The organism is Pseudonocardia sp. TRM90224 (genome assembly GCF_021245725.1).
In the GTDB taxonomy this organism is placed as follows: domain Bacteria; phylum Actinomycetota; class Actinomycetes; order Mycobacteriales; family Pseudonocardiaceae; genus Pseudonocardia.
Genome location: NZ_JAJGSX010000010.1, coordinates 1 through 17980, shown reverse-complemented (window position 1 = coordinate 17980; position 17980 = coordinate 1). Strand labels below are relative to the sequence as shown.

General features: G+C 70.8%; 24 protein-coding genes and 3 tRNA genes. 7 read left to right on the top strand and 20 right to left on the bottom strand.

The features are described from left to right. Position 1: 1 nt before the first annotated feature. Both LL648_RS17915 and LL648_RS17910 read right to left on the bottom strand, forming a co-directional pair. A complete protein-coding gene (locus LL648_RS17915) occupies positions 2-781 on the bottom strand; it encodes an MlaE family ABC transporter permease (protein ID WP_232663734.1) in 780 nt (259 codons plus the stop codon). Between the two features lie 10 nt (positions 782-791). Beyond that, positions 792-1958: an ABC transporter ATP-binding protein gene (locus LL648_RS17910; RefSeq protein ID WP_232663733.1), complete on the bottom strand. Its 1167-nt coding sequence runs from the start codon at positions 1956-1958 to the stop codon at positions 792-794. A gap of 411 nt (positions 1959-2369) precedes the next feature. On the opposite strand from LL648_RS17910, the gene LL648_RS17905 reads away from it, so the two are divergent. Together LL648_RS17905 and LL648_RS17900 are read left to right on the top strand one after the other, a co-directional pair. Next, positions 2370-2987, top strand: a complete 618-nt coding sequence (locus LL648_RS17905; protein ID WP_232663732.1) for an ATP-dependent Clp protease proteolytic subunit — start codon at positions 2370-2372, stop codon at positions 2985-2987. 11 nt (positions 2988-2998) lie between these two features. Beyond that, entirely contained in the window at positions 2999-3556 is a 558-nt protein-coding gene (locus tag LL648_RS17900; protein ID WP_232663731.1) for an ATP-dependent Clp protease proteolytic subunit, read from the top strand. Positions 3557-3622: 66 nt separating this feature from the next. Here LL648_RS17900 and LL648_RS17895 read toward each other — a convergent pair whose 3' ends face one another. The 3 genes from LL648_RS17895 to LL648_RS17885 form a co-directional block, all read right to left on the bottom strand. Continuing rightward, complete coding sequence (locus LL648_RS17895; protein WP_232663730.1) at positions 3623-4597, bottom strand: R2-like ligand-binding oxidase; 975 nt, start codon at positions 4595-4597, stop codon at positions 3623-3625. Positions 4598-4609: 12 nt separating this feature from the next. After that, a complete protein-coding gene (locus LL648_RS17890) occupies positions 4610-5716 on the bottom strand; it encodes an NDMA-dependent alcohol dehydrogenase (RefSeq protein WP_232663729.1) in 1107 nt (368 codons plus the stop codon). 150 nt (positions 5717-5866) lie between these two features. Then, positions 5867-7123: a sensor histidine kinase gene (locus LL648_RS17885; protein WP_232663728.1), complete on the bottom strand. Its 1257-nt coding sequence runs from the start codon at positions 7121-7123 to the stop codon at positions 5867-5869. A 58-nt stretch (positions 7124-7181) separates the two neighbouring features. Here LL648_RS17885 and LL648_RS17880 point away from each other — a divergent pair, with 58 nt between their 5' ends. Next, a complete protein-coding gene (locus LL648_RS17880) occupies positions 7182-7823 on the top strand; it encodes a response regulator transcription factor (protein WP_308190347.1) in 642 nt (213 codons plus the stop codon). A 185-nt stretch (positions 7824-8008) separates the two neighbouring features. Next, positions 8009-8419 carry a sterol carrier protein gene (locus LL648_RS17875; protein WP_232663726.1) on the top strand — a complete coding sequence of 137 codons (411 nt, stop codon included), beginning with the start codon at positions 8009-8011 and terminating at the stop codon, positions 8417-8419. 79 nt (positions 8420-8498) lie between these two features. Here the strand turns inward: LL648_RS17875 and LL648_RS17870 are convergent, their stop codons facing one another. Next, positions 8499-8699 carry a hypothetical protein gene (locus LL648_RS17870; RefSeq protein WP_232663725.1) on the bottom strand — a complete coding sequence of 67 codons (201 nt, stop codon included), beginning with the start codon at positions 8697-8699 and terminating at the stop codon, positions 8499-8501. Between the two features lie 62 nt (positions 8700-8761). Here LL648_RS17870 and yczR point away from each other — a divergent pair, with 62 nt between their 5' ends. Both yczR and LL648_RS17860 read left to right on the top strand, forming a co-directional pair. Next, positions 8762-10243, top strand: a complete 1482-nt coding sequence (yczR, locus tag LL648_RS17865) for a MocR-like transcription factor YczR (protein WP_232663724.1) — start codon at positions 8762-8764, stop codon at positions 10241-10243. Between the two features lie 51 nt (positions 10244-10294). Continuing rightward, positions 10295-11398 carry a CaiB/BaiF CoA transferase family protein gene (locus tag LL648_RS17860; RefSeq protein ID WP_374112074.1) on the top strand — a complete coding sequence of 368 codons (1104 nt, stop codon included), beginning with the start codon at positions 10295-10297 and terminating at the stop codon, positions 11396-11398. A gap of 133 nt (positions 11399-11531) precedes the next feature. Here the strand turns inward: LL648_RS17860 and rplA are convergent, their stop codons facing one another. From rplA to rpmG (LL648_RS17790), 14 genes are all read right to left on the bottom strand, one after another. Then, the gene (gene rplA / locus LL648_RS17855; RefSeq protein WP_232663722.1) at positions 11532-12254 is read right to left on the bottom strand and encodes a 50S ribosomal protein L1; all 723 of its coding nucleotides are present in this window, start codon (positions 12252-12254) and stop codon (positions 11532-11534) included. A gap of 70 nt (positions 12255-12324) precedes the next feature. Continuing rightward, positions 12325-12759: a 50S ribosomal protein L11 gene (rplK, locus tag LL648_RS17850; RefSeq protein WP_232663721.1), complete on the bottom strand. Its 435-nt coding sequence runs from the start codon at positions 12757-12759 to the stop codon at positions 12325-12327. A 54-nt stretch (positions 12760-12813) separates the two neighbouring features. Further along, complete coding sequence (gene nusG / locus LL648_RS17845; protein ID WP_232663720.1) at positions 12814-13710, bottom strand: transcription termination/antitermination protein NusG; 897 nt, start codon at positions 13708-13710, stop codon at positions 12814-12816. A 43-nt stretch (positions 13711-13753) separates the two neighbouring features. Beyond that, the gene (secE, locus tag LL648_RS17840) at positions 13754-14086 is read right to left on the bottom strand and encodes a preprotein translocase subunit SecE (protein WP_232663719.1); all 333 of its coding nucleotides are present in this window, start codon (positions 14084-14086) and stop codon (positions 13754-13756) included. Between the two features lie 89 nt (positions 14087-14175). Continuing rightward, a tRNA-Trp gene (locus LL648_RS17835) sits at positions 14176-14251 on the bottom strand. Between the two features lie 84 nt (positions 14252-14335). After that, complete coding sequence (locus LL648_RS17830) at positions 14336-14602, bottom strand: hypothetical protein (RefSeq protein WP_232663718.1); 267 nt, start codon at positions 14600-14602, stop codon at positions 14336-14338. Further along, positions 14595-14807, bottom strand: a complete 213-nt coding sequence (locus tag LL648_RS17825) for a DUF6400 family protein (RefSeq protein ID WP_232663717.1) — start codon at positions 14805-14807, stop codon at positions 14595-14597. The genes LL648_RS17830 and LL648_RS17825 overlap by 8 nt, the downstream gene beginning before the upstream one ends. Before the next feature lie 57 nt (positions 14808-14864). Beyond that, positions 14865-15284, bottom strand: a complete 420-nt coding sequence (locus LL648_RS17820) for a MaoC family dehydratase (protein WP_232663716.1) — start codon at positions 15282-15284, stop codon at positions 14865-14867. Further along, on the bottom strand, positions 15281-15724 hold the full coding sequence (locus LL648_RS17815) for an FAS1-like dehydratase domain-containing protein (protein ID WP_232663715.1): 444 nt from the start codon (positions 15722-15724) through the stop codon (positions 15281-15283). The genes LL648_RS17820 and LL648_RS17815 overlap by 4 nt, the downstream gene beginning before the upstream one ends. A gap of 2 nt (positions 15725-15726) precedes the next feature. Continuing rightward, complete coding sequence (rpmG, locus tag LL648_RS17810; RefSeq protein ID WP_232663714.1) at positions 15727-15894, bottom strand: 50S ribosomal protein L33; 168 nt, start codon at positions 15892-15894, stop codon at positions 15727-15729. A 39-nt stretch (positions 15895-15933) separates the two neighbouring features. Beyond that, positions 15934-16009 (bottom strand) — tRNA-Met (locus LL648_RS17805). 29 nt (positions 16010-16038) lie between these two features. Further along, positions 16039-16111, bottom strand: a tRNA-Thr gene (locus LL648_RS17800). Positions 16112-16213: 102 nt separating this feature from the next. Next, entirely contained in the window at positions 16214-16453 is a 240-nt protein-coding gene (gene rpsR, locus LL648_RS17795) for a 30S ribosomal protein S18 (RefSeq protein ID WP_232663713.1), read from the bottom strand. Continuing rightward, the gene (rpmG, locus tag LL648_RS17790; protein WP_232663712.1) at positions 16453-16617 is read right to left on the bottom strand and encodes a 50S ribosomal protein L33; all 165 of its coding nucleotides are present in this window, start codon (positions 16615-16617) and stop codon (positions 16453-16455) included. Before rpmG (LL648_RS17790) ends, rpsR begins: the two co-directional genes overlap by 1 nt. A 66-nt stretch (positions 16618-16683) precedes the next feature. Between rpmG (LL648_RS17790) and mrf the strand changes: the two genes are divergently transcribed. Beyond that, positions 16684-17880, top strand: coding sequence for a ribosome hibernation factor-recruiting GTPase MRF (gene mrf / locus LL648_RS17785; protein WP_232663711.1), 1197 nt, complete (start codon positions 16684-16686; stop codon positions 17878-17880). Positions 17881-17980 lie beyond the last annotated feature (100 nt).

Sequence of the window (17980 nt, the reverse complement as noted above, 5' to 3'; positions counted from 1 at the left end):
GTCAGGACCCCTTCGGCGGGACGAGCTCGAGGTACAGGGCGGTGAGCACGACGTTGATCAGGAAGACCAGCACGAACGAGATCACGACCGACTGGTTGACCGCGTCGCCGACGCCCTTCGGGCCGGGCGGCGGGTTCAGCCCGCGGTACGCGGCGACGATGCCGGCGGTGAACCCGAACAGCGCGGCCTTCAGCTCGCTGACCAGGATGTCGGAGACCTGCGCGATCGCGGAGAAGCTCGCGATGTACGCGCCGGGCGTGCCGCCCTGGACGATCACGTTGAAGAAGTAGCCGCCGCCGACACCGACGACCGTCGCGAGCCCGTTGAGCACCACGGCGGTGGTGGCCATCGCCAGCACCCTCGGCACCACGAGCCGCTGGACGGGCGAGATGCCCAGCACTTCCATCGCCGCGATCTCCTCGCGGATCGTGCGCGCGCCGAGGTCGGCGCAGACCGCGCTGCCGCCCGCACCGGAGATCAGCAGCGCGGTGACGATCGGGGCCGCCTGCTGCACGATCGCGAGGACGCTGCCGGCGCCGGTCTGGCTCTGCGCGCCGAACTGGCGGGTCAGCTCGGCGAGCAGCAACGCGATCGTCGCGCCGAACGGGATCGTGAACAGCGCCGTCGGCAGCGCGGAGACCTTCGTGACGAACCAGGTCTGCTCGATGTATTCGCGGAGCTGGAACGGGGGCTTGAACGTCGCCTTGACGACGTCGACGCCGAGCATGAACAGCTTCCCGACGGGCGTGAGCGCCCTGGTCAGCGGGGCCGGAGAGGTCATGGTCGCGCGGTCACCACCCCGGGCCGCTCGGCCGCGGCCCCGGTGAGGGCGGGCGCGGCGAAGGACCGGGGCCGGGGCCGGGGCCTTGCTGCCGGTAGGCGTCGAAGTCCTCGACGTCGGCGCCGTAGCCGCCCTGCGGCCGTTCCTGCCTGGTCAGTGCTTCGCCAGGCCGCGGCCCGGGCGAGGGGCGGCGGCCCGCCGCGACGAGGTCGGGGTCGTGCGCGTAGCTCTCCTGGATGGCGTCCTGGGCGGCCTGCGGGAGCGTGTGCATCATCTGCAGGACGCGCTCGCGGCGGCGTCCGACGGCCTTGCGCTCGCCGACGCCGGGGCTCGTGCCCAGCTGCGGCTTGAGCGGCGGCAGGCCCTCCAGCTCCTCGACCTCGGCCATCTCGCGGGCGGCCTGCGCGGTGTCCTTCTCCTCCGACATGCCGATCGGGCCCTGCCGGCGGCCGTTGAGGAACTGCGCGACGACCGGTTCCTCGCTGGTCAGCAGCACCTCGCGGGGGCCGAACATGGCCAGGTGCTTGCGGTAGAGCATCCCGATGTTGTCCGGGACCGTCTGCGCGGTGTTGATGTCGTGGGTGACGATCAGGAACGTCGAGTCCGTCTGCGCGTTCAGGTCGATGATCAGCTGGTTGAGGTAGGCGGTGCGCACCGGGTCGAGGCCGGAGTCCGGCTCGTCGAACAGGATGATCTCGGGGTCGAGCACGAGCGCCCTGGCCAGGCCGGCGCGCTTGCGCATGCCGCCGGAGATCTCGCCGGGCAGCTTCCGCTCGTCGCCGGTGAGGCCGACCATGTCCATCTTCTCCGCGACGATGTCGCGGATCTCCGACTCCGACTTCTTCGTGTGCTCCCGCAGCGGGAACGCGATGTTGTCGTAGAGGTTCATCGAGCCGAACAGCGCGCCGTCCTGGAACAGGACGCCGAACAGCTTGCGCAGCTCGTAGAGGCGCGACTCGGAGCACGTGACCAGGTCGGTGTCGTGGATGAAGATCGACCCGCGCTCCGGCTTCAACAGCCCGATGAGCGTCTTGAGGAAGACCGACTTGCCCGTGCCCGAGGGCCCCAGCAGCACCGACACCTCACCCGGCGGCAGCGTCAGCGTCACGTCCGACCAGATGTTCGCGCGCCCGAAGGACTTGGTCAGCCCTTCGACCCGCACCTCGACACCCGTCATGACGCCACCCCGGCTGAGCTCGTCGCCGTCGACTCGGCCACGCACGCCCTCCCTCATCGGATTGCCGCTGCTCGTCGGCACTTTGGCCAAGCCGCGGGCGGCCGACCGCCCACAACCGCCCAACGAGACCCACCGAGCCGGGTTACTGACGAGTTAGGTCTCGGGCCGAAGTTGCTCCGATCGGACCGATTCCCTACGCCCGGTAGGGGTACGCGCGCTGACGGAAGCTTCCTACCAGCACCGCTGCACCCGTCCGTGTGGCACCCGGTCGTAGGACGCGGTCGGCGGCCGCTGAGGTTGTCAGGAAAGCCACATTCCGGGCGCCGCGGGGCCGTTCACCGTGAGCGGAAGGTTGGTGCTCCCAGCGAAACCGCCACATGGAGCACTTTCACCGGCCCTAGCGTCGCGGCCATGCAGCACCAGACAGCCAACGGCAGGTACGTCGTGCCGTCGTTCGTGGAACGGACCAGCTACGGCGTCAAGGAATCCAACCCGTACAACAAGCTGTTCGAGAACCGGATCATCTTCCTCGGCACGCCGATCGACGACACGGCTGCGAACGACGTGATGACGCAGCTCGTCTGCCTCGAGTTCGAGGACGACCGGCCGATCGAGCTGTACATCAACTCGCCCGGCGGCTCGCTCACGGCGATGACGGCGCTCTACGACACCATGCAGTACATCCGGCCGCAGGTGCGCACGTTCTGCCTCGGCCAGGCCGCCTCCGCCGCCGCGCTGCTGCTCGCCGCCGGCACGAAGGGCAAGCGGTCGATCGTGCCGAGCGCCAGGGTGCTGATCCGCCAGCCGGCCGTCGAGGTGATCCGCGGCCAGGTCTCCGACCTGGAGATCCAGGCGGCCGAGATCTCGCGCATGCGCACCGGGATGGAGCGGCTGCTCGCGCAGCACACCGGTCAGTCGCAGGAGCGCGTGCACAACGACATCGAGCGCGAGCTGATCCTCACCGCCGAGCAGGCGCTCGAGTACGGCCTCGTCGACGCGATCATCCCGTCCCGCAAGCTCTCCAGTTAGGAAGTGCCGAAATGGCGGAGACCATGCTCACCCTCGACGGATCGGTGCAGGACCGCTTGCTGCGCGAGCGCATCATCGTGCTCGGCCAGGAGGTCGACGACCCGGTCGCCAACCTGATCGTCGGCCAGCTGCTCCTGCTCGCCGCCGAGGACCCGACGGCCGACATCACGCTGTACGTCAACTCGCCCGGCGGCTCCGTGACCGCCGGCATGGCCATCTACGACACGATGCAGGCGATCGAGCCGGACGTCTCCACCGTCGCGACGGGGATGGCGGCGTCGATGGGCCAGTTCCTGCTGACCGCCGGCGCGCCCGGCAAGCGCCTCACGCTGCCCCGGGCGACGATCATGATGCACCAGCCGTCGGGCGGCGTCGGCGGCGCCGAGTCCGACATCTTCATCCAGGCCGAGCGGCTGCGCAGGCTCAAGCGCGAGATGGCCGAGCTGACCGCCGAGCACACCGGCCAGAGCCTGGAGCGGATCGTCGAGGACTTCGATCGCGACCGCTGGTTCACCGCGCAGGAGGCCGTCGACTACGGCTTGGTCGACCGGGTGGTCTCCCGCGCGTAAACCGTTGACAACGACGTTCTGGCTGTTTGTGAGCGCTAACAACAGCCAGAACGTCGTTGTCGACGCTCAGCCGGCCATGGCCAGCTCGGCCTCGTCCTCCTTGTGGAACTTCTCCTCCAGCGCTTCCGGCGACGCATCGACGTCGATGTCGCGCAGGTTCGCGCCGCGGGCCGACTCGATCGCGCCGAGCCGCCGTCCGACCTTGTCCATCGCGTACTCGGCCATCTCGTTCATGTCGACCGCGAAGGGCGGGTCCTGGCCCTCCTCGAGCTGGTCGTAGATCGCGGTGACGACGCCCATCGCCGGCACCAGCAGCTCCTGCATGCGCTCGTCGACGACGTCCCACATGTCGTCGTCGGCGGCGACGTGGCGCCGGCACGTGAACGTGCCCCAGGCCATGTGGCGCCGCTCGTCGTCGCCGATGTGCTTGATCACCTGCTGCATGCCGGGCAGGATCCCGCGGCTGGTGCAGACCTTCGCCCACGCGAAGTAGCCGGTGAGCGCCAGCGTGCCCTCGACGATGTGGTTGTAGGTGACCGACGCGCGGATCTGGTTGCGCGGCGACGGGTCCGCACCGAGCGCGTACAGGCTCTCCGGCAGCTCCTTGGTGAAGATCTGCATGTACGGCTCGTTCGTCTCGATGTAGGAGTGCAGGTCCTCGGTCAGCCCGACAGCGTCGAACCAGCGGCGGAACGCCTCCGTGTGCTTGGCCTCTTCGTAGACGAACTGCGTCAGGTACATCTCGTCGGCGAGCCGGCCCTCGGCGGCCATCGCGGCGACGAACGGCTGCAGGTCCTGCGTCACCGACTCCTCACCCGCCATGAACTGCGCGGCGAGCGAGCACGTCCACCAGCGCTCCTCCTCGTTCATCGCGGCGAAGTCGCGGGCATCCTGGCTGAAGTCGATGTCGGCGGGGTTCCAGTGGCGGCCGTTGCCCTTCGCGAACAGCCGCATCGGGAACAAGTCGAAGTTGAGGCCGCCCTTCGCCAAGCTGGCGAACCCCGTGCGCTTGCCGTGCTCGATGCTGTGCGTGACGGACATCGTCGTCCTTCCTCAGTACCGGATCAGTCCACGGATGTTTCGGCCCTCGCGCATGTCCTGGTAGCCCACGTTGATCTCTTCGAGCGAGTACTCCCTGGTGATCAGCTCGTCCAGCTTGAGCAGGCCGAGGTTGTACATCTCCAGCAGCCGCGGCACGTCGTGCTGGCCGTTCGAGCTGCCGAAGAGCGCGCCGCGGACCTGCTTCTCGTAGAGCGTGAGGTCCATCAGCGACAGCGCCGCGGTGTCCTGGTCGGGGTGGCCGAGCGCCGTGACGACGACCCGCCCGCGCTTGCCGACGAGCTGCAGCGCCGGCTGCAGGTGCTCACCCTCGACGACACCCGGCGTCAGGATCGCGGCATCGGCGAGCTGGCCGCGGGTGAGGCCGGAGACCAGGTCCCATGCCTCGTCCATGCTGGCCGCGACGTGCGTGGCGCCCAGCTCCAGCGCCTTCTCACGCTTGAACTCGAACGGGTCGACGGCCACGACGTACCGGCAGCCCGCAACCTTCGCCCCCTGCACGGCGTTGGCGCCGACCCCACCGATGCCGATCACCACGGCGGTGTCGCCGGCGCGCAGGTCCGCGGTGCGCACGGCCGAGCCGAAGCCGGTGGTCACACCGCAGCCGACCAGCGCCGCGAGGTGCAGCGGGAAGCCCTCGTCGATCTGGACGACGGACTTCACCGGCACCACGGTGTGCTTGGCGAACGTGCCGAGCAGGCACATCTGGCCGACGTCCTCGCCGCGGGCGTGGAACCGGTAGGTGCCGTCGAGCTGCGGGCCGAGCGTCGCGCCGGCACCGTCGTTGCAGAGGCTCGTGTAGCCGCGCACGCAGTAGCTGCACCTCCCGCAGGACGGCAGGAACGTCATGACGACCGGATCGCCCACCCCGACCTCGGTGACCCCCGGGCCGACCTCGACCACCCGCCCGGCGCCCTCGTGCCCGCCGATCATCGGGAAGCCGATCGGGATGTCGCCGGTGACCAGGTGCTCGTCGGAGTGGCACAACCCGCTCGCCGTGAGCTCGACCAGCACCTCACCCGCGTTCGGCGGATCGAGCTCGACCTCCTCGATCTCCCACTTGCCGCCCAGCTCCCAGAGCACCGCTGCCGTGGTCTGCATGCACGCAGCATGGTCGCGATCACGGCCGACCGCACCGGGCCGGACGTTCCTGGCATGGCCCGCGGGTGCCACACCACCCGCGCGGGTGAGGCGTCACCCACCGCGGCGGCCGGCGGGCACAACGTCGGTGACGCCGGCATCGCCGCCGTTCTAGCCGGCCGGCAGCGGGAGGCTCAATTGCGCCACCAGCCCGCCGCCCTCGCGCGGCAGGAGCGTCAGCTCGCCGTGCATCGCCGTCACCAGCGCCTCGACGATCCAGAGCCCGAGTCCGGCGGTGCCGCGGCGCTCACCCATGGCGACCCCCTTCGCCGTTACGACACCCTCCTGGCCCGGCGGCAGGCCCGGCCCGCGGTCGCGCACCTCGACGACCAGCGTGCCGTCGGTGTGCCGCATGTCCAGCTCGACGGGCGCGTCGCCGCTGTGCCGGGCAGCGTTCTCGACGAGGTTGGTGAGCACTCTGCGCAGCCGTTGCGGGTCGCAGCGCACCGAGGCGTCCGGCGGGGTGATCGACGGCTGCCGCCGGTGCGGCTGCACCCCCGCGGCGTCGAGCACGGCGTCGGCCAGCTCCGCGAGCCCGACGTTGCGCTCGCGCACCCGCCCGATCGGGCTGCCTTCCTGCACGGCGACGTCGGCGAGCCCGTCGAGCATGTCGCGCAGGTGCACGGCGTGCTCGGCGAGCAGCGCGACGGCCGTCGAGCGCGACTGCTCGGACAGCCGGCCGGCGGCGAGGTCGGCCGAGAGCGCGGTCAGCGAGGCCACCGGCGTGCGGAACTCGTGCAGGACGACGCGCACGCCGTCGAGCCTGGCCTGCTGCGCGGCGAGCAGCCGGGCGCGCAGGTCGCGCTCCTCCAACATCACCTCGTGCTCGGCACGCGACTCCGCCGCTTCCTGGAGCTGCCGCTCCAGCCGCTGCACGAGCACCCCGACCAGCACCGCGGCCGCCGCGAGGAACCCCGTCCACCACGCCCCGGCGAGCCACGGCTCGGCCGCGGGACGTCCGGGGTCGGCGCCGAGCACAGCCGAAGCCGTGAACCCCGCCCCCACTCCCAGCGCGGCGAGCCGCCCGACCAGCGCGCCGCCACGCACCGCCGATGCGATCACGACGAGCGGCAGCACCGCGACCATGATGCTGTCGGCGCCGCCGGTCAGGCCGCACGCGGTCAGCACCAGCAGGGCGTCGACGGCCGTGACCAGCCACGACGGCGCAATGTCGCGGCCGTACCACTCGGCGACGGCGAGCGCGGCCGCGTAGCAGGCCGTCAGCGCGACCAGCACCCAGACCGTGTTGACCCGCCCCCTGGCCAGCTCCGGCCCGATCACCATCGCCAGCGTCACGGACACGACGACGAGCAGCCGGATCACGACGGCCGTGCGTTCCTCGAAAGTGGAGAACAGCTTGATGTCCATGCGGACGTCCCTCGGGCGTAGGTCGATAGAGTCCGGCGGCGTGCGGGACGGTCGATACGTGGTGGTCATCGTGGACGACCACGCGCTCTTCGCGCAGGGTCTCACCCTGCTGCTCGAGTCACGTGCGGGTGATCGGTTCGTCGTCGCCGGCTCGACGACCGCGGGCGAGGACGCCGTCGCGCTCGTCGGGCGGGAACAGGCCGACATCGCGATCATCGACCTCGCGCTGCCGCCGCTCGGCGGGGTCGAGACGATCCGCCGCGTGGTTGCCGGCTACCCGGCGACGCAGGTGCTCGCCCTCTCGGGCACCGAGGACCTCGGCCTGGCGGCCGCCGCGCTGCGGGCGGGCGCCGCGGGCTTCCTCGGCAAGTCTGCCGACCCGGAGGTGCTGGTCGCGCCGCTGCTCACGATCGCAGCGGGGGTGCGGGTGGTGCGGGCCGACCTGCTCGACGCGCTGCTCGCCGCCGGCGACCGGGCCGGCGACGGCGTGCTCGACCGGCTCGGCAGCCGCGAGCTGCAGCTGTGGCGGCTGCTCGCGCGCGGTCTGGAGACCAGCGAGATCGCGAAGCCGATGCTGGTCAGCGAGCGGACGGCCAAACGCATGATCGCGTCGCTGCTGCACAAGCTGGGCGCGGCGAACCGGATCGAGGCGGCGGCGCTGGCCGGCCGCTACGGCCTGCTGGACGGCGACCGCCGCTAGCCGGAGCGGCGCGGCGTTCCGGGGAGTGCCAGGAAAGCCACTTTCCTGGCGCCTCAGGACAGGAAAGCCACTTTCCTGGCAACCCCCGCTGGCCCGCGCGGGCCATGGAAGGCCCGATCGAGGTGTCGCTTCCCGTTGCTCCGCTGCGGCAGGATCCGGTGATCCGCGATGAGAGGAGCTGCGACGTGGCGGCATTCAAGGATGAGGCCGAGGTCTACGAGTACCTCGGCGGGATCTTCCGGCGCGGCATGGAGGACTCCGCGCTCGTCGCGCAGCTGCAGCCGACCGGCATCGTCCTGCGGGTCCACTACACCGACCCGGACGCCGTCATCACGGTCGACATGCCCGCCACCGCGATCTACGAGGGCGCCGGCAACGGCCCCGACCCGAACGTCGAGCTGTTCATGACCGCCGACACGGGCAACAAGTTCTGGCTGGGCAAGGTCGTGCTGCCGGTCGCGCTGGCCAAGGGGCAGGTGCGGGCGAAGGGCCCGGTGGCGAAGCTGCTCAAGGTGCTTCCGCTGGCCAAGGGCATGTTCGCGCCGTACCGCGAGCACCTCGAGGCGCAGGGTCGGGCCGACCTGCTGGACGTCTAGGAACACCGTCGACAACGACGTTTTGGCTGTTGTGAGCGCTAACAAACAGCCATAACGTCGTTGTCGACGGGTGCGCCGATCACTGGTGGGCGGAGCGGCCGGTGAGCGCGTGCCGAGCTGCGCCGAACACCATCGCCAGGTCGCCGCGCAGCGTCGGCCCCCGGCGTGGTGGTGGTGTTGGCTCTCCGCGACCAGGCCACCGACTGTCGACGCCGTAGCGGGGCGCGGCGAGCGCGATGGCGACGAGTACAGCGAGCAAGAACCACAGTGTCATGTCCATACACCCACTATGCCTATGATTGGCCTGCAAGCACATGGCCAATCACCGGAAGGTGGCCTGCAGTGGACCGCACCGACCTGACCCGGAGCATCGGGGCGCGCAGCTTCGCACGCCTGCTCGGGGAGTGGCGCCCGCCGGACGGGAAGGGCCTAGCCGGCGCGCTCGCCGACCGGATCCGGCTGCTCGTCCTCGACGGGCGGCTGCCGCTGCAGATCCGCGTGCCCGCCGAGCGCGAGCTGGCCGGCGCGCTGGAGGTCAGCCGCACCACGGTGGCGACGGCATACGACACGCTGCGCGCCGCCGAGGTGCTGCGCAGCCGCCGCGGCGCCGGCAGCTGGACCCAATCCCCTTCGACCCAACCCGGCGCTGCACCCGGCGGACCGCTCTTCCCGTACGGCGGCTGGGCGAACCTCGACCTCGCCCACGCGTCGCTGCCGGCGCCGTCCGAGCAGATGCGCGACGCGACGGCCGGCGCCATCCGCGACCTCGACGCCCACCTCTGCACCCACGGGTACGACCTGATCGGGCTGCCGGTCCTGCGCGACGCCATCGCCGCCCGCTACACCGCGCGCGGCCTCCCGACGACCCGTGACCAGGTGCTCGTCACGGCCGGCGGGCAGCAGGGGATCTCGCTGGCGCTGCTGGCGCTCGCCGGACCGGGTGATCGTGTGCTCATCGAGCACCCGACCTACCCGAACGCGCTCGACTCGATCCGCAACCGGGGCGCCCGCCCGATCCCGGTGCCGCTGAGCCCCAGCGGCGACGGCTCGGCGACGTGGGATCTGGACCTGCTCACCGCGGCCGTCCGCGACGCCGCTCCCCGGCTCGCCTACGTCATCCCCGACTACCAGAACCCGTCCGGCGCACTGCTCAGCAACTCCGATCGGGAGCGGCTGGTCGATCTGGCCCGCCGGACGAGCACCCCGCTCCTGGTCGACGAGACGCTCGCGGAGGTCCCGCTCGAAGGGCCGCCCCCGGAGCCCGTCGCGTCGTTCGGCGCGCCGGACTCCGCACTCGTGATCACGATCGGTTCGGCGAGCAAGATGTTCTGGGGCGGCCTGCGGATCGGCTGGATCAGGACGTCGGCGTCGATGGTCCGCAGGCTCGCGGCGCTGCGCGCGTCCGTCGACCTCGGCAGCCCCGTCCTCGAACAGCTCGTGACGGCCCGGCTCATGACCGACATCGACCAGATCGTGCAAGCGCGGCGCGTGGAGCTGTCCTCGGCACGCGACCACCTGCGCGGCAAGCTCGCGGCGACGTTCCCCGGCTGGCAGATGTCGCGGCCGACCGGCGGGCTGTGCCTGTGGGTCGACCTCGGCGAACCCGTCTCGAGCAGGTTGACGATCGCGGCCCGGCGGCACGATCTCCTCCTCTCCGCGGGCCCCCGGTTCGGCGTCGACGGCGCGTTCGAGCGGTTCCTGCGGCTGCCCTACACGCTTCGCCGCGACCGCATGGACGCCGCGGTGGACGTGCTCGTCACGGCATGGCACGAGCTCGACGGCATCGGGCACGTGATCGATCCCGACCCGATGGCTGTCGCGTGATCGAGCGGAACAGTCAATACTGACTGCGTAGCGTCGCTCTAGTCGGAGGTGCTGGTGAGCAGCAACGGACCGCTCCGCGGCCTGAAGGTGGTGGAGCTGGCCGGCATCGGACCCGGCCCGCACGCCGCCATGGTCCTCGCCGACCTGGGCGCCGACGTCGTGCGGATCGACCGGCCGTCCGGCGGGCTGAAGCTCGGCGACCCGAGCGTGCCCGACCCGACGCTGCGCGGGCGGCGCAAGGTGGCCGCCGACCTCAAGACGCCGGAGGGCCGGGAGACGGTGCTGCGACTCGTCGAGCGGGCCGACGTCCTGCTCGAAGGGCTGCGGCCGGGGGTCACCGAGCGGCTCGGCGTCGGCCCGGACGCCTGCCACGCGCGCAACCCGCGGCTCGTCTACGGGCGGATGACCGGCTGGGGCCAGGATGGTCCGCTGGCGGCGCGCGCCGGTCACGACATCAACTACATCGGGTTGACCGGCACGCTGCACGCCATCGGCCGGGCGGGCGAGCGGCCCGTCCCGCCGTTGAACCTGGTCGGCGACTTCGGCGGCGGTTCGATGCTGCTGGTCATCGGCATCGTCGCCGCGCTGTGGGAGGCGCAGCGGTCGGGGCAGGGACAGGTCGTCGACGCCGCGATGGTCGACGGGGTGTCGGTGCTGAACCAGATGGTCTGGAGCCTGCTCGCGCAGAAGGTGTGGGTCGACGAGCCCGCCGCCAACCTGCTCGACGGACACGCGCCGTTCTACGACACGTACACCTGCTCCGACGGGCGGCACGTCGCGGTCGGGGCGATCGAGCCGCAGTTCTACGCGGCGATGCTCGCCGGGCTGGGGCTGACCGACGCCGCCGACCTGCCCCACCAGTTCGACCGCGACCGCTGGCCGCAGCTCAAAGCGCGGATCGCCGAGGTCTTCGCCACCCGCACCCGCGATGAGTGGGCGGCGGTCTTCGTCGATACCGACGCGTGCGTCACGCCCGTGCTCTCGTTCGCGGAGGCCGCCGAACACCCGCACCTGGTGGCGCGCTCCACCATCGTCGAGCGCGACGGTGTGCCGGAGGCCGCGCCGGCACCACGCTTCTCCCGCACGCCGACCGCGTTGCCGGAGACCGCCCGCGAGCCCGAGCCGCTCGAGGACGTCCTCGCCGACTGGTCGTAGAAGTTCCCCACCGTTTTGGGTGGATGCGCGCCGAAAAGGCGCGCAAGTGCACAAAACGGTGGGGAAGTTCGGGCGCTGAGACGACGGCACCCCGCCGCCCTGGTGGGCGACGGGGTGCCGGGTGTTCGTGCGATCAGACCGAGGGAGCCTCGTCCACCAGCAGGTTGCGGGTGCGGTTCGGGTCGACGGGGATGCCGGGGCCCGTCGTCGTCGAGACCGTGATCTTCTTGATGTACCGGCCCTTGGCAGCCGACGGCTTGGCCCGCAGGATCTCGTCGAGCGCGGCGCCGTAGTTCTCCACCAGCTTCTCGGTGTCGAACGACGCCTTGCCGATCACGAGGTGCAGGTTGGCCTGCTTGTCCACCCGGAAGCTGATCTTGCCGCCCTTGATGTCGGCGACAGCCTTCGTGACGTCCGGGGTGACGGTGCCGGTCTTCGGGTTCGGCATGAGACCACGCGGGCCGAGGATGCGGGCGATGCGCCCGACCTTGGCCATCTGGTCGGGGGTGGCGATGGCGGCGTCGAACTCCAGCCACCCACCCTGGATGCGCTCGATGAGGTCCTCGGCGCCCACGACGTCGGCGCCGGCGGCCTCGGCCTCAGCGGCCTTGTCGCCGGTGGCGAAGACGATCACGCGGGCGGTCTTGCCCGTACCGTGAGGCAGGTTCACGGTGCCGCGGACCATCTGGTCGGCCTTGCGGGGGTCGACACCCAGCCGCATCGCCACCTCGACGGTGGCGTCCATCTTCTCGCTGCTGGTCTCCTTCGCGAGATCCGCAGCCTCGAGCGGGCTGTAGAGCCGGTCGCGGTCGATCAGCTCGGAGGCCTTGCGGTACTGCTTGCTGCGCTGTGCCATCTCTGTCCTTCTTCTCAGGTCAGTTCGTGGTGCGAGCCGCGCCCGGCTCTCCCACGCTCGCTCGGGCCGATCAGCCCTTGACGTTGATACCCATCGACCGGGCGGTGCCGGCGATGATCTTCGCGGCCTGGTCGATGTCGTTGGCGTTGAGGTCGCGCATCTTGGTCTGCGCGATCTGCCGCACCTGCTCCATGGTCACCGTCGCGACCTTCTTGGTGTGCGGCTCGCCGCTGCCCTTCTCGACGCCTGCGGCCTTCAGCAGCAGCCGAGCGGCCGGCGGGGTCTTGAGCTCGAACGTGAACGAGCGGTCCTCGAACACCGAGATCTCGACCGGGACGACATCGCCGCGCTGCGACTCGGTCGCCGCGTTGTAGGCCTTGCAGAACTCCATGATGTTGACGCCGTGCTGGCCGAGCGCGGGCCCGACCGGCGGCGCCGGCGTGGCCGCACCAGCCTTGATCTGGAGCTTGATGATCGCGGAGAGCTTCCGCTTCTTGGGGGGCATCTCTTTTTCCTGTCGTGGTTGAGCACGCCGCGGACCTGCCTGCCGCGGCGGGGGTCAGATCTTCGAGACCTGGCTGAACGCCAGCTCGACCGGGGTCTCGCGGCCGAAGATGGACACGAGCACCTTGAGCTTCTGGGCGTCGACGTTGACCTCGTTGATCGTGGCCGGGAGCGTCGCGAACGGGCCGTCCATGACGGTGACCGACTCGCCGACCTCGAAGTCGACCTCGACCGCCGACTTGCCGGCGCCTGCGCTGCTCTCGGCCTTGCTCGCGCCGGCAGCCGCCTTCGGCTCGACCCGCGGGAGCAGGAACTTGATGACGTCGTCGTGCGTGAGCGGCGACGGCTTGGACGTCGCACCGACGAAGCCGGTGACGCCGGGGGTGTTGCGAACCGCACCCCACGACTGGTCGTTCAGCTCCATCCGGACCAGGATGTAGCCGGGCAGCACCTTGCGCTGCACCTGCTTGCGCTGGCCGTTCTTGATCTCGGTGACCTCTTCGGTGGGCACCTCGACCTGGAAGATGTACTCCTCGACGTCGAGCGTCTGCACGCGCGTCTCGAGGTTGGTCTTCACCTTGTTCTCGTAGCCGGCGTAGGAGTGCACGACGTACCAGTCGCCGGGCGCGCGCCGCAGCGCCGCCCGCATCTCCTCGACCGGGTCGACGTCCTCGTCGACCTCCGGCGCTGCCGCCTCGACCGCGTCGTCGGCGGCCTCGACATCTTCGCCGTCGGCGTCCTCGGCATCGGCGGCGTCGTCGGCATCGGCGTCGTCGGCGCTCTCGGCCTCGTGCTCCTCCGCGTCCGAGTAGCCCGCAGCACCCTCGGCGTCCGCGTCGTCAGCAGCGGGCGAGGAGGTCTCGGTGTCGTCGGTCTCGTCGACCGCGGGGGCGGCGGTGCCGTCCTCGTCCTCGACGTCGGTCGGCCACTGGCCGCCGTCCTGGGAGGTCACGTTCGTCTCGCTTCCTTCGTCCTCGTCGTACGGGCTCGCGGTCTCACGTGCCGAACAGGAACAGCACACCCTGCCCGAACAGGTAGTCCAGCAGTGCCACCAGCGCGACCATGAACGACACGAAGACCAGAACGACGATCGTGTAGGTGACGAGTTGCTTGCGGCTCGGCCAGATGACCTTGCGCAGCTCCGCGACCACCTCGCGGAGGAACCGGTTGAGCCGTTTCAGCAGCGAGACCTTGGCAGGACGGGCGTCGCGCACCGCGGTGGAGCGGCCTTTGCCCTCCGGCGCAGGACCGGAACGCCGACCACGACGGTCGGCGGCGGTACGCGGGCGCTCCTGCCCACGTCCCTCAGCCTCGCGCTCCTCAGCCACGCCCGCATCCTCCAGCTCGCCGACGGCCCGACCTGCCAGGTGCGCTCGCCGATCTACTCGTACTGCCGTTCCGTACTTCTCCTACACGGTGGCAGGGGCGACAGGACTTGAACCTGCAACCTGCGGTTTTGGAGACCGCTGCTCTGCCAATTGAGCTACACCCCTCTACCGGCTCCGCCGCAGCGAACCCGGATTTCGAGTGTACGGCACCCGGGTGCGTGCTTTTCACCGGCACCACCGGGGCCGGGTTCAGGCCGCGGCACCCGCTCCGGGGAAGTCGACCACGGGGTCGATCCCGTGCGGACGATCACCGACGCCGAACCCGCTGTCGTGCCACCACCGGTGCCAGCAACCCGGGCACTGGACGAAGAGCTTGCGGCCTTCCGCGGCGAGCAGGAACCGCCAGTGCGACTCGCAGGTGCTGCCCACCGAGCACGTCGCGCACCCGTTCTGGTCGGCGCAGCGCGGGCAGCCGATCCACGCCCGGCGTGCGACGTCGGCCTGGGCGTCACGCACCGCCGGCCTCCAGCACGCCGGCCTCGACAAGCATGCGGTAGGTCGCCTGCTGTTCTTCGTCCAGGTTGCTGTAGAGCATGCGGTGCGCATCGGTCTCGGCCGCGAGCACACGACCGGGGTCGAGGTCCGTCGCGGCTTCGAGCACCGCGGCGAGGCGGGTCTGCTCGTGCGCGGTCAGGTCGACGGCGAAGGGAGTCGGCTTCATCGCAGGAACACCTACATCGAGGCAGGGTGCCCCAACCAGGGGTGTGCGACGAAGCTCTCAACCCTTGAGGGTGACTTCCGCCACTGCCTTGCCGAGCACGGTCTTCTCGTCGAACCGCGCGGTGATCAGCACGGACGCGACGCGGGTGCCGTCGTCGCCCTCGGTGACAGCGGTGACCTTGCCGCTGAGCTCGAGCAGCGCGCCCTCGTCGTCGTCGGGGACGACGACGGGACGGGTGAACCGCACGCTGTAGCTGCGCACCGCGGCGGGGTCGCCCACCCAGTCGGTGACCAGCCGGGCGGCCAGCGCCATCGTCAGCATGCCGTGGGCGATCACGCCGGGCAGCCCGACGGCCGTGGCGACGCGGTCGCTCCAGTGGATCGGGTTGAAGTCGCCGGAGGCCCCCGCGTAGCGCACGAGGTCGGCCCTCGTGACCCGCAGCGGGAGCGGCGGCAGCTCGGTGCCCTTCTCGATCATGCGTCCGCCTGCGTGACGAGCATGAGCCGCGTGGTGGCGACCGACTCGTCAGCGGCGTCGACGATCTCGCAGCGCAGGGTCAGCATGTGACTTCCCGCCCTGGTCTTCAGGTCCTCGACGTGGATCGTCGTCGTCAGCACGTCGCCGCCGCAGATCGGGCGGTGCAGGGTGATCGACTGGTCGCCGTGCACCATCCGCGAGTAGTCCCAGCCGAACGCCGGATCCTTCAGGAACGCCTCGATGTGCGGCATCGTGAACGTCACCGAGAACGTCGGCGGCGCGACGACGTCGCGATGCCCCGCGGCGCGCGCGGCACCGACGTCGGTGCACACCGAAGCGCCCTCGCCGATGGCGAGGGCGAACTCACGGATCTTCTCGCGGCCGACCGTGTACGGCGCCGACGGCGGCAGTGCGCGGCCGACGAAGGACGGGTCGGGCACGCTCAGCGGGTCTCGCGGTGCTCGCGGTGGACGCCGCAGTTGGGGCAGAACTTCTTCATCGCAAGACGGTCGGGGTCGTTGCGACGGTTCTTCTTGGTGATGTAGTTGCGGTGCTTGCACTGCTCGCACGCCAACGTGATCTTCGGCCGTACGTCTGTGGCCTTACCCATCGCGGGCGCCTCCTGCTTACTTTGCTCTCATCGTCGGTCTGGTAGCGGTGGCCGGACTTGAACCGGCGACACAGCGATTATGAGCCGCTTGCTCTACCGACTGAGCTACACCGCTTCGCGAGGCTGGTCACACCTGCCTCGTCGAGCCCCTTTACGGAATCGAACCGTAGACCTTCTCCTTACCATGGAGACGCTCTGCCGACTGAGCTAAAGGGGCGGCCGGCCGCCCGGGAGCACGCTCCCTGGCGACCCCGACGATGCTACACAACCCGTACGGGTGGCCGGAAATCGGTATTGCGAAAGGCGCTGACCTGCGCTTTCAGCCCCGCGCGGCGGACGGGTAGGGCAACAGCGCCATCTCTCGCGCGTTCCTGATCGCGACGGCCACCTGGCGCTGCTGCTGCGGAGTGAGGCCGGTCACCCGGCGCGCCCGGATCTTGCCGCGGTCGGAGACGAACGTGCGCAGCAGCTGCACGTCCTTCCAGTCGACCTCGGCGAGCCCGCGCGCGTGCAGCGGGTTCGCCTTGCGCTTGGCGGGGACCTGCGGCCGGCGGGCCATCAGCGCTCCTCGCGGAAGTCGACGTGCCGGCGGACCGCGGGGTCGTACTTGCGCAGCACCAGCCGGTCGGGGTCGTTGCGGCGGTTCTTGCGGGTGACGTAGGTCGTGCCGGTGCCGGCCGTCGAGCGCAGCTTGACGATCGGCCTCAGATCGGTGCGGGACACGAACCCTCCTTCTTAATGACATCCATTTTCATCTAGAGTCGATGGTAGCTCACCGGAGGAGGCAACGTGACCCAACCAGAGCTGACCGAGCTGACCGAGCTGACCGAGCTGACCGAGCTGACCGAGCTGACAGTGCTGACCGGAATGCACGCCCCAGGCGCCGAGGCCGTCATCGGCCGCATCCGCGCGCTCGACCCCGACACCGCCGTCCTGCACCACGACCTGCGCCCGATCCGCGACGGTGTGCTGCGCAGGCGGCTGCGGCGCGGCCCGGTCGAGACCGTGACGACCGTCGAGCTCGACCACGGCTGCGTCACCTGCACCCTGCGCAACGACCTCCTGGCCGCGCTGCGGTCGCTCAGCGGGCCCGACGGGCCGCGTCGGATCGTGCTGCACCTCGACCCGACGCTCGACCCGGAGCGGATCTGCTGGATGGTCCTCGGCGAGCCGCTCGACCTGCGCGGTGTCGTCGCCGTCGTCGACACCGGGCGGTGGCTGGCCGACGCCACCGGCGACGAGCAGCTCGTGGAGCGCGGACTGCCGACGCTGCCCGGCGACGACCGCACCGTCGCGCAGCTGGCCGTCGCGCAGGTCGAGTTCGCCGACCTGATCGTGCACACCGGGACTGCCGACGCCTGGCTGCTGGCGCGCACGGAGGCGACGCTGGCCAGGGTCGCGCCGGCCGCGGCCCGGCTGCGGCTGGCCGGGCTCGACGAGCGGGTCCGGCTCGACGCGGTGCGACCCGGCGCGCTGCGCGGCCGTCCGGCCGAGGTGCACGGCCCGCTGCTGCGCGGGGAGCCGCCGCTCGAGACCGACTGCGGGATCGGCATCGTGACCTACGAGGCACGGCGACCGTTCCACCCGCAGCGGCTCTACGCCGCCGTCGACGTGCTGTTGCAGGGCGTCGTGCGGACCCGCGGGCGGTGCTGGCTCGCCTCCCGGCCCGACGACGTGCTGTGGCTGGAGTCGGCGGGCGGGGCGCTGCAGGTCGGGCACGCCGGGACGTGGCTCGCCGGGGCGGCGGAGTCGGAATGGGCCGCCGCCTCCCCCGACCGGCGCGCGATGGCCGCGCTGAGCTGGGACGACCGGTTCGGCGACCGCATGCAGGAGCTCGTCGTCGTGACGGATGCCGCCGACCCGCAGCTGATCACGGAGCAGCTCGACGCCGCGCTGCTGACCGACGAGGAGCTGGCGGCGGAGAGCATGTGGCGCGCGCTGCCGGACCCGTTCGGGAGGTGGCCCGAGCCGGCGCAGACGTCGTGAGCGGCGGGCCGTCCAGGGACCGGGATGCGTGCGTTCCGCACGCGAGGGCAGGAAAGCCACTTTCCGGCCCTCACAGGGCAGGAAAGTGGCTTTCCTGCCC

Coding starts and splice junctions, on each gene's coding strand:
- rplA (WP_232663722.1), bottom strand. CDS start 12,254: ATGGCACAGCGCAGCAAGCAGTACCGCAAGGCCTCCGAGCTGATCGAC.
- LL648_RS17885 (WP_232663728.1), bottom strand. CDS start 7,123: ATGGACATCAAGCTGTTCTCCACTTTCGAGGAACGCACGGCCGTCGTG.
- LL648_RS17900 (WP_232663731.1), top strand. CDS start 2,999: ATGGCGGAGACCATGCTCACCCTCGACGGATCGGTGCAGGACCGCTTG.
- rpmG (WP_232663714.1), bottom strand. CDS start 15,894: ATGGGTAAGGCCACAGACGTACGGCCGAAGATCACGTTGGCGTGCGAG.
- LL648_RS17825 (WP_232663717.1), bottom strand. CDS start 14,807: ATGAAGCCGACTCCCTTCGCCGTCGACCTGACCGCGCACGAGCAGACC.
- rplK (WP_232663721.1), bottom strand. CDS start 12,759: ATGCCCCCCAAGAAGCGGAAGCTCTCCGCGATCATCAAGCTCCAGATC.
- LL648_RS17890 (WP_232663729.1), bottom strand. CDS start 5,716: ATGCAGACCACGGCAGCGGTGCTCTGGGAGCTGGGCGGCAAGTGGGAG.
- LL648_RS17915 (WP_232663734.1), bottom strand. CDS start 781: ATGACCTCTCCGGCCCCGCTGACCAGGGCGCTCACGCCCGTCGGGAAG.
- LL648_RS17910 (WP_232663733.1), bottom strand. CDS start 1,958: ATGACGGGTGTCGAGGTGCGGGTCGAAGGGCTGACCAAGTCCTTCGGG.
- rpsR (WP_232663713.1), bottom strand. CDS start 16,453: ATGGCCCGCCGGCCGCAGGTCCCCGCCAAGCGCAAGGCGAACCCGCTG.
- LL648_RS17905 (WP_232663732.1), top strand. CDS start 2,370: ATGCAGCACCAGACAGCCAACGGCAGGTACGTCGTGCCGTCGTTCGTG.
- LL648_RS17895 (WP_232663730.1), bottom strand. CDS start 4,597: ATGTCCGTCACGCACAGCATCGAGCACGGCAAGCGCACGGGGTTCGCC.
- LL648_RS17820 (WP_232663716.1), bottom strand. CDS start 15,284: ATGATCGAGAAGGGCACCGAGCTGCCGCCGCTCCCGCTGCGGGTCACG.
- LL648_RS17870 (WP_232663725.1), bottom strand. CDS start 8,699: ATGGACATGACACTGTGGTTCTTGCTCGCTGTACTCGTCGCCATCGCG.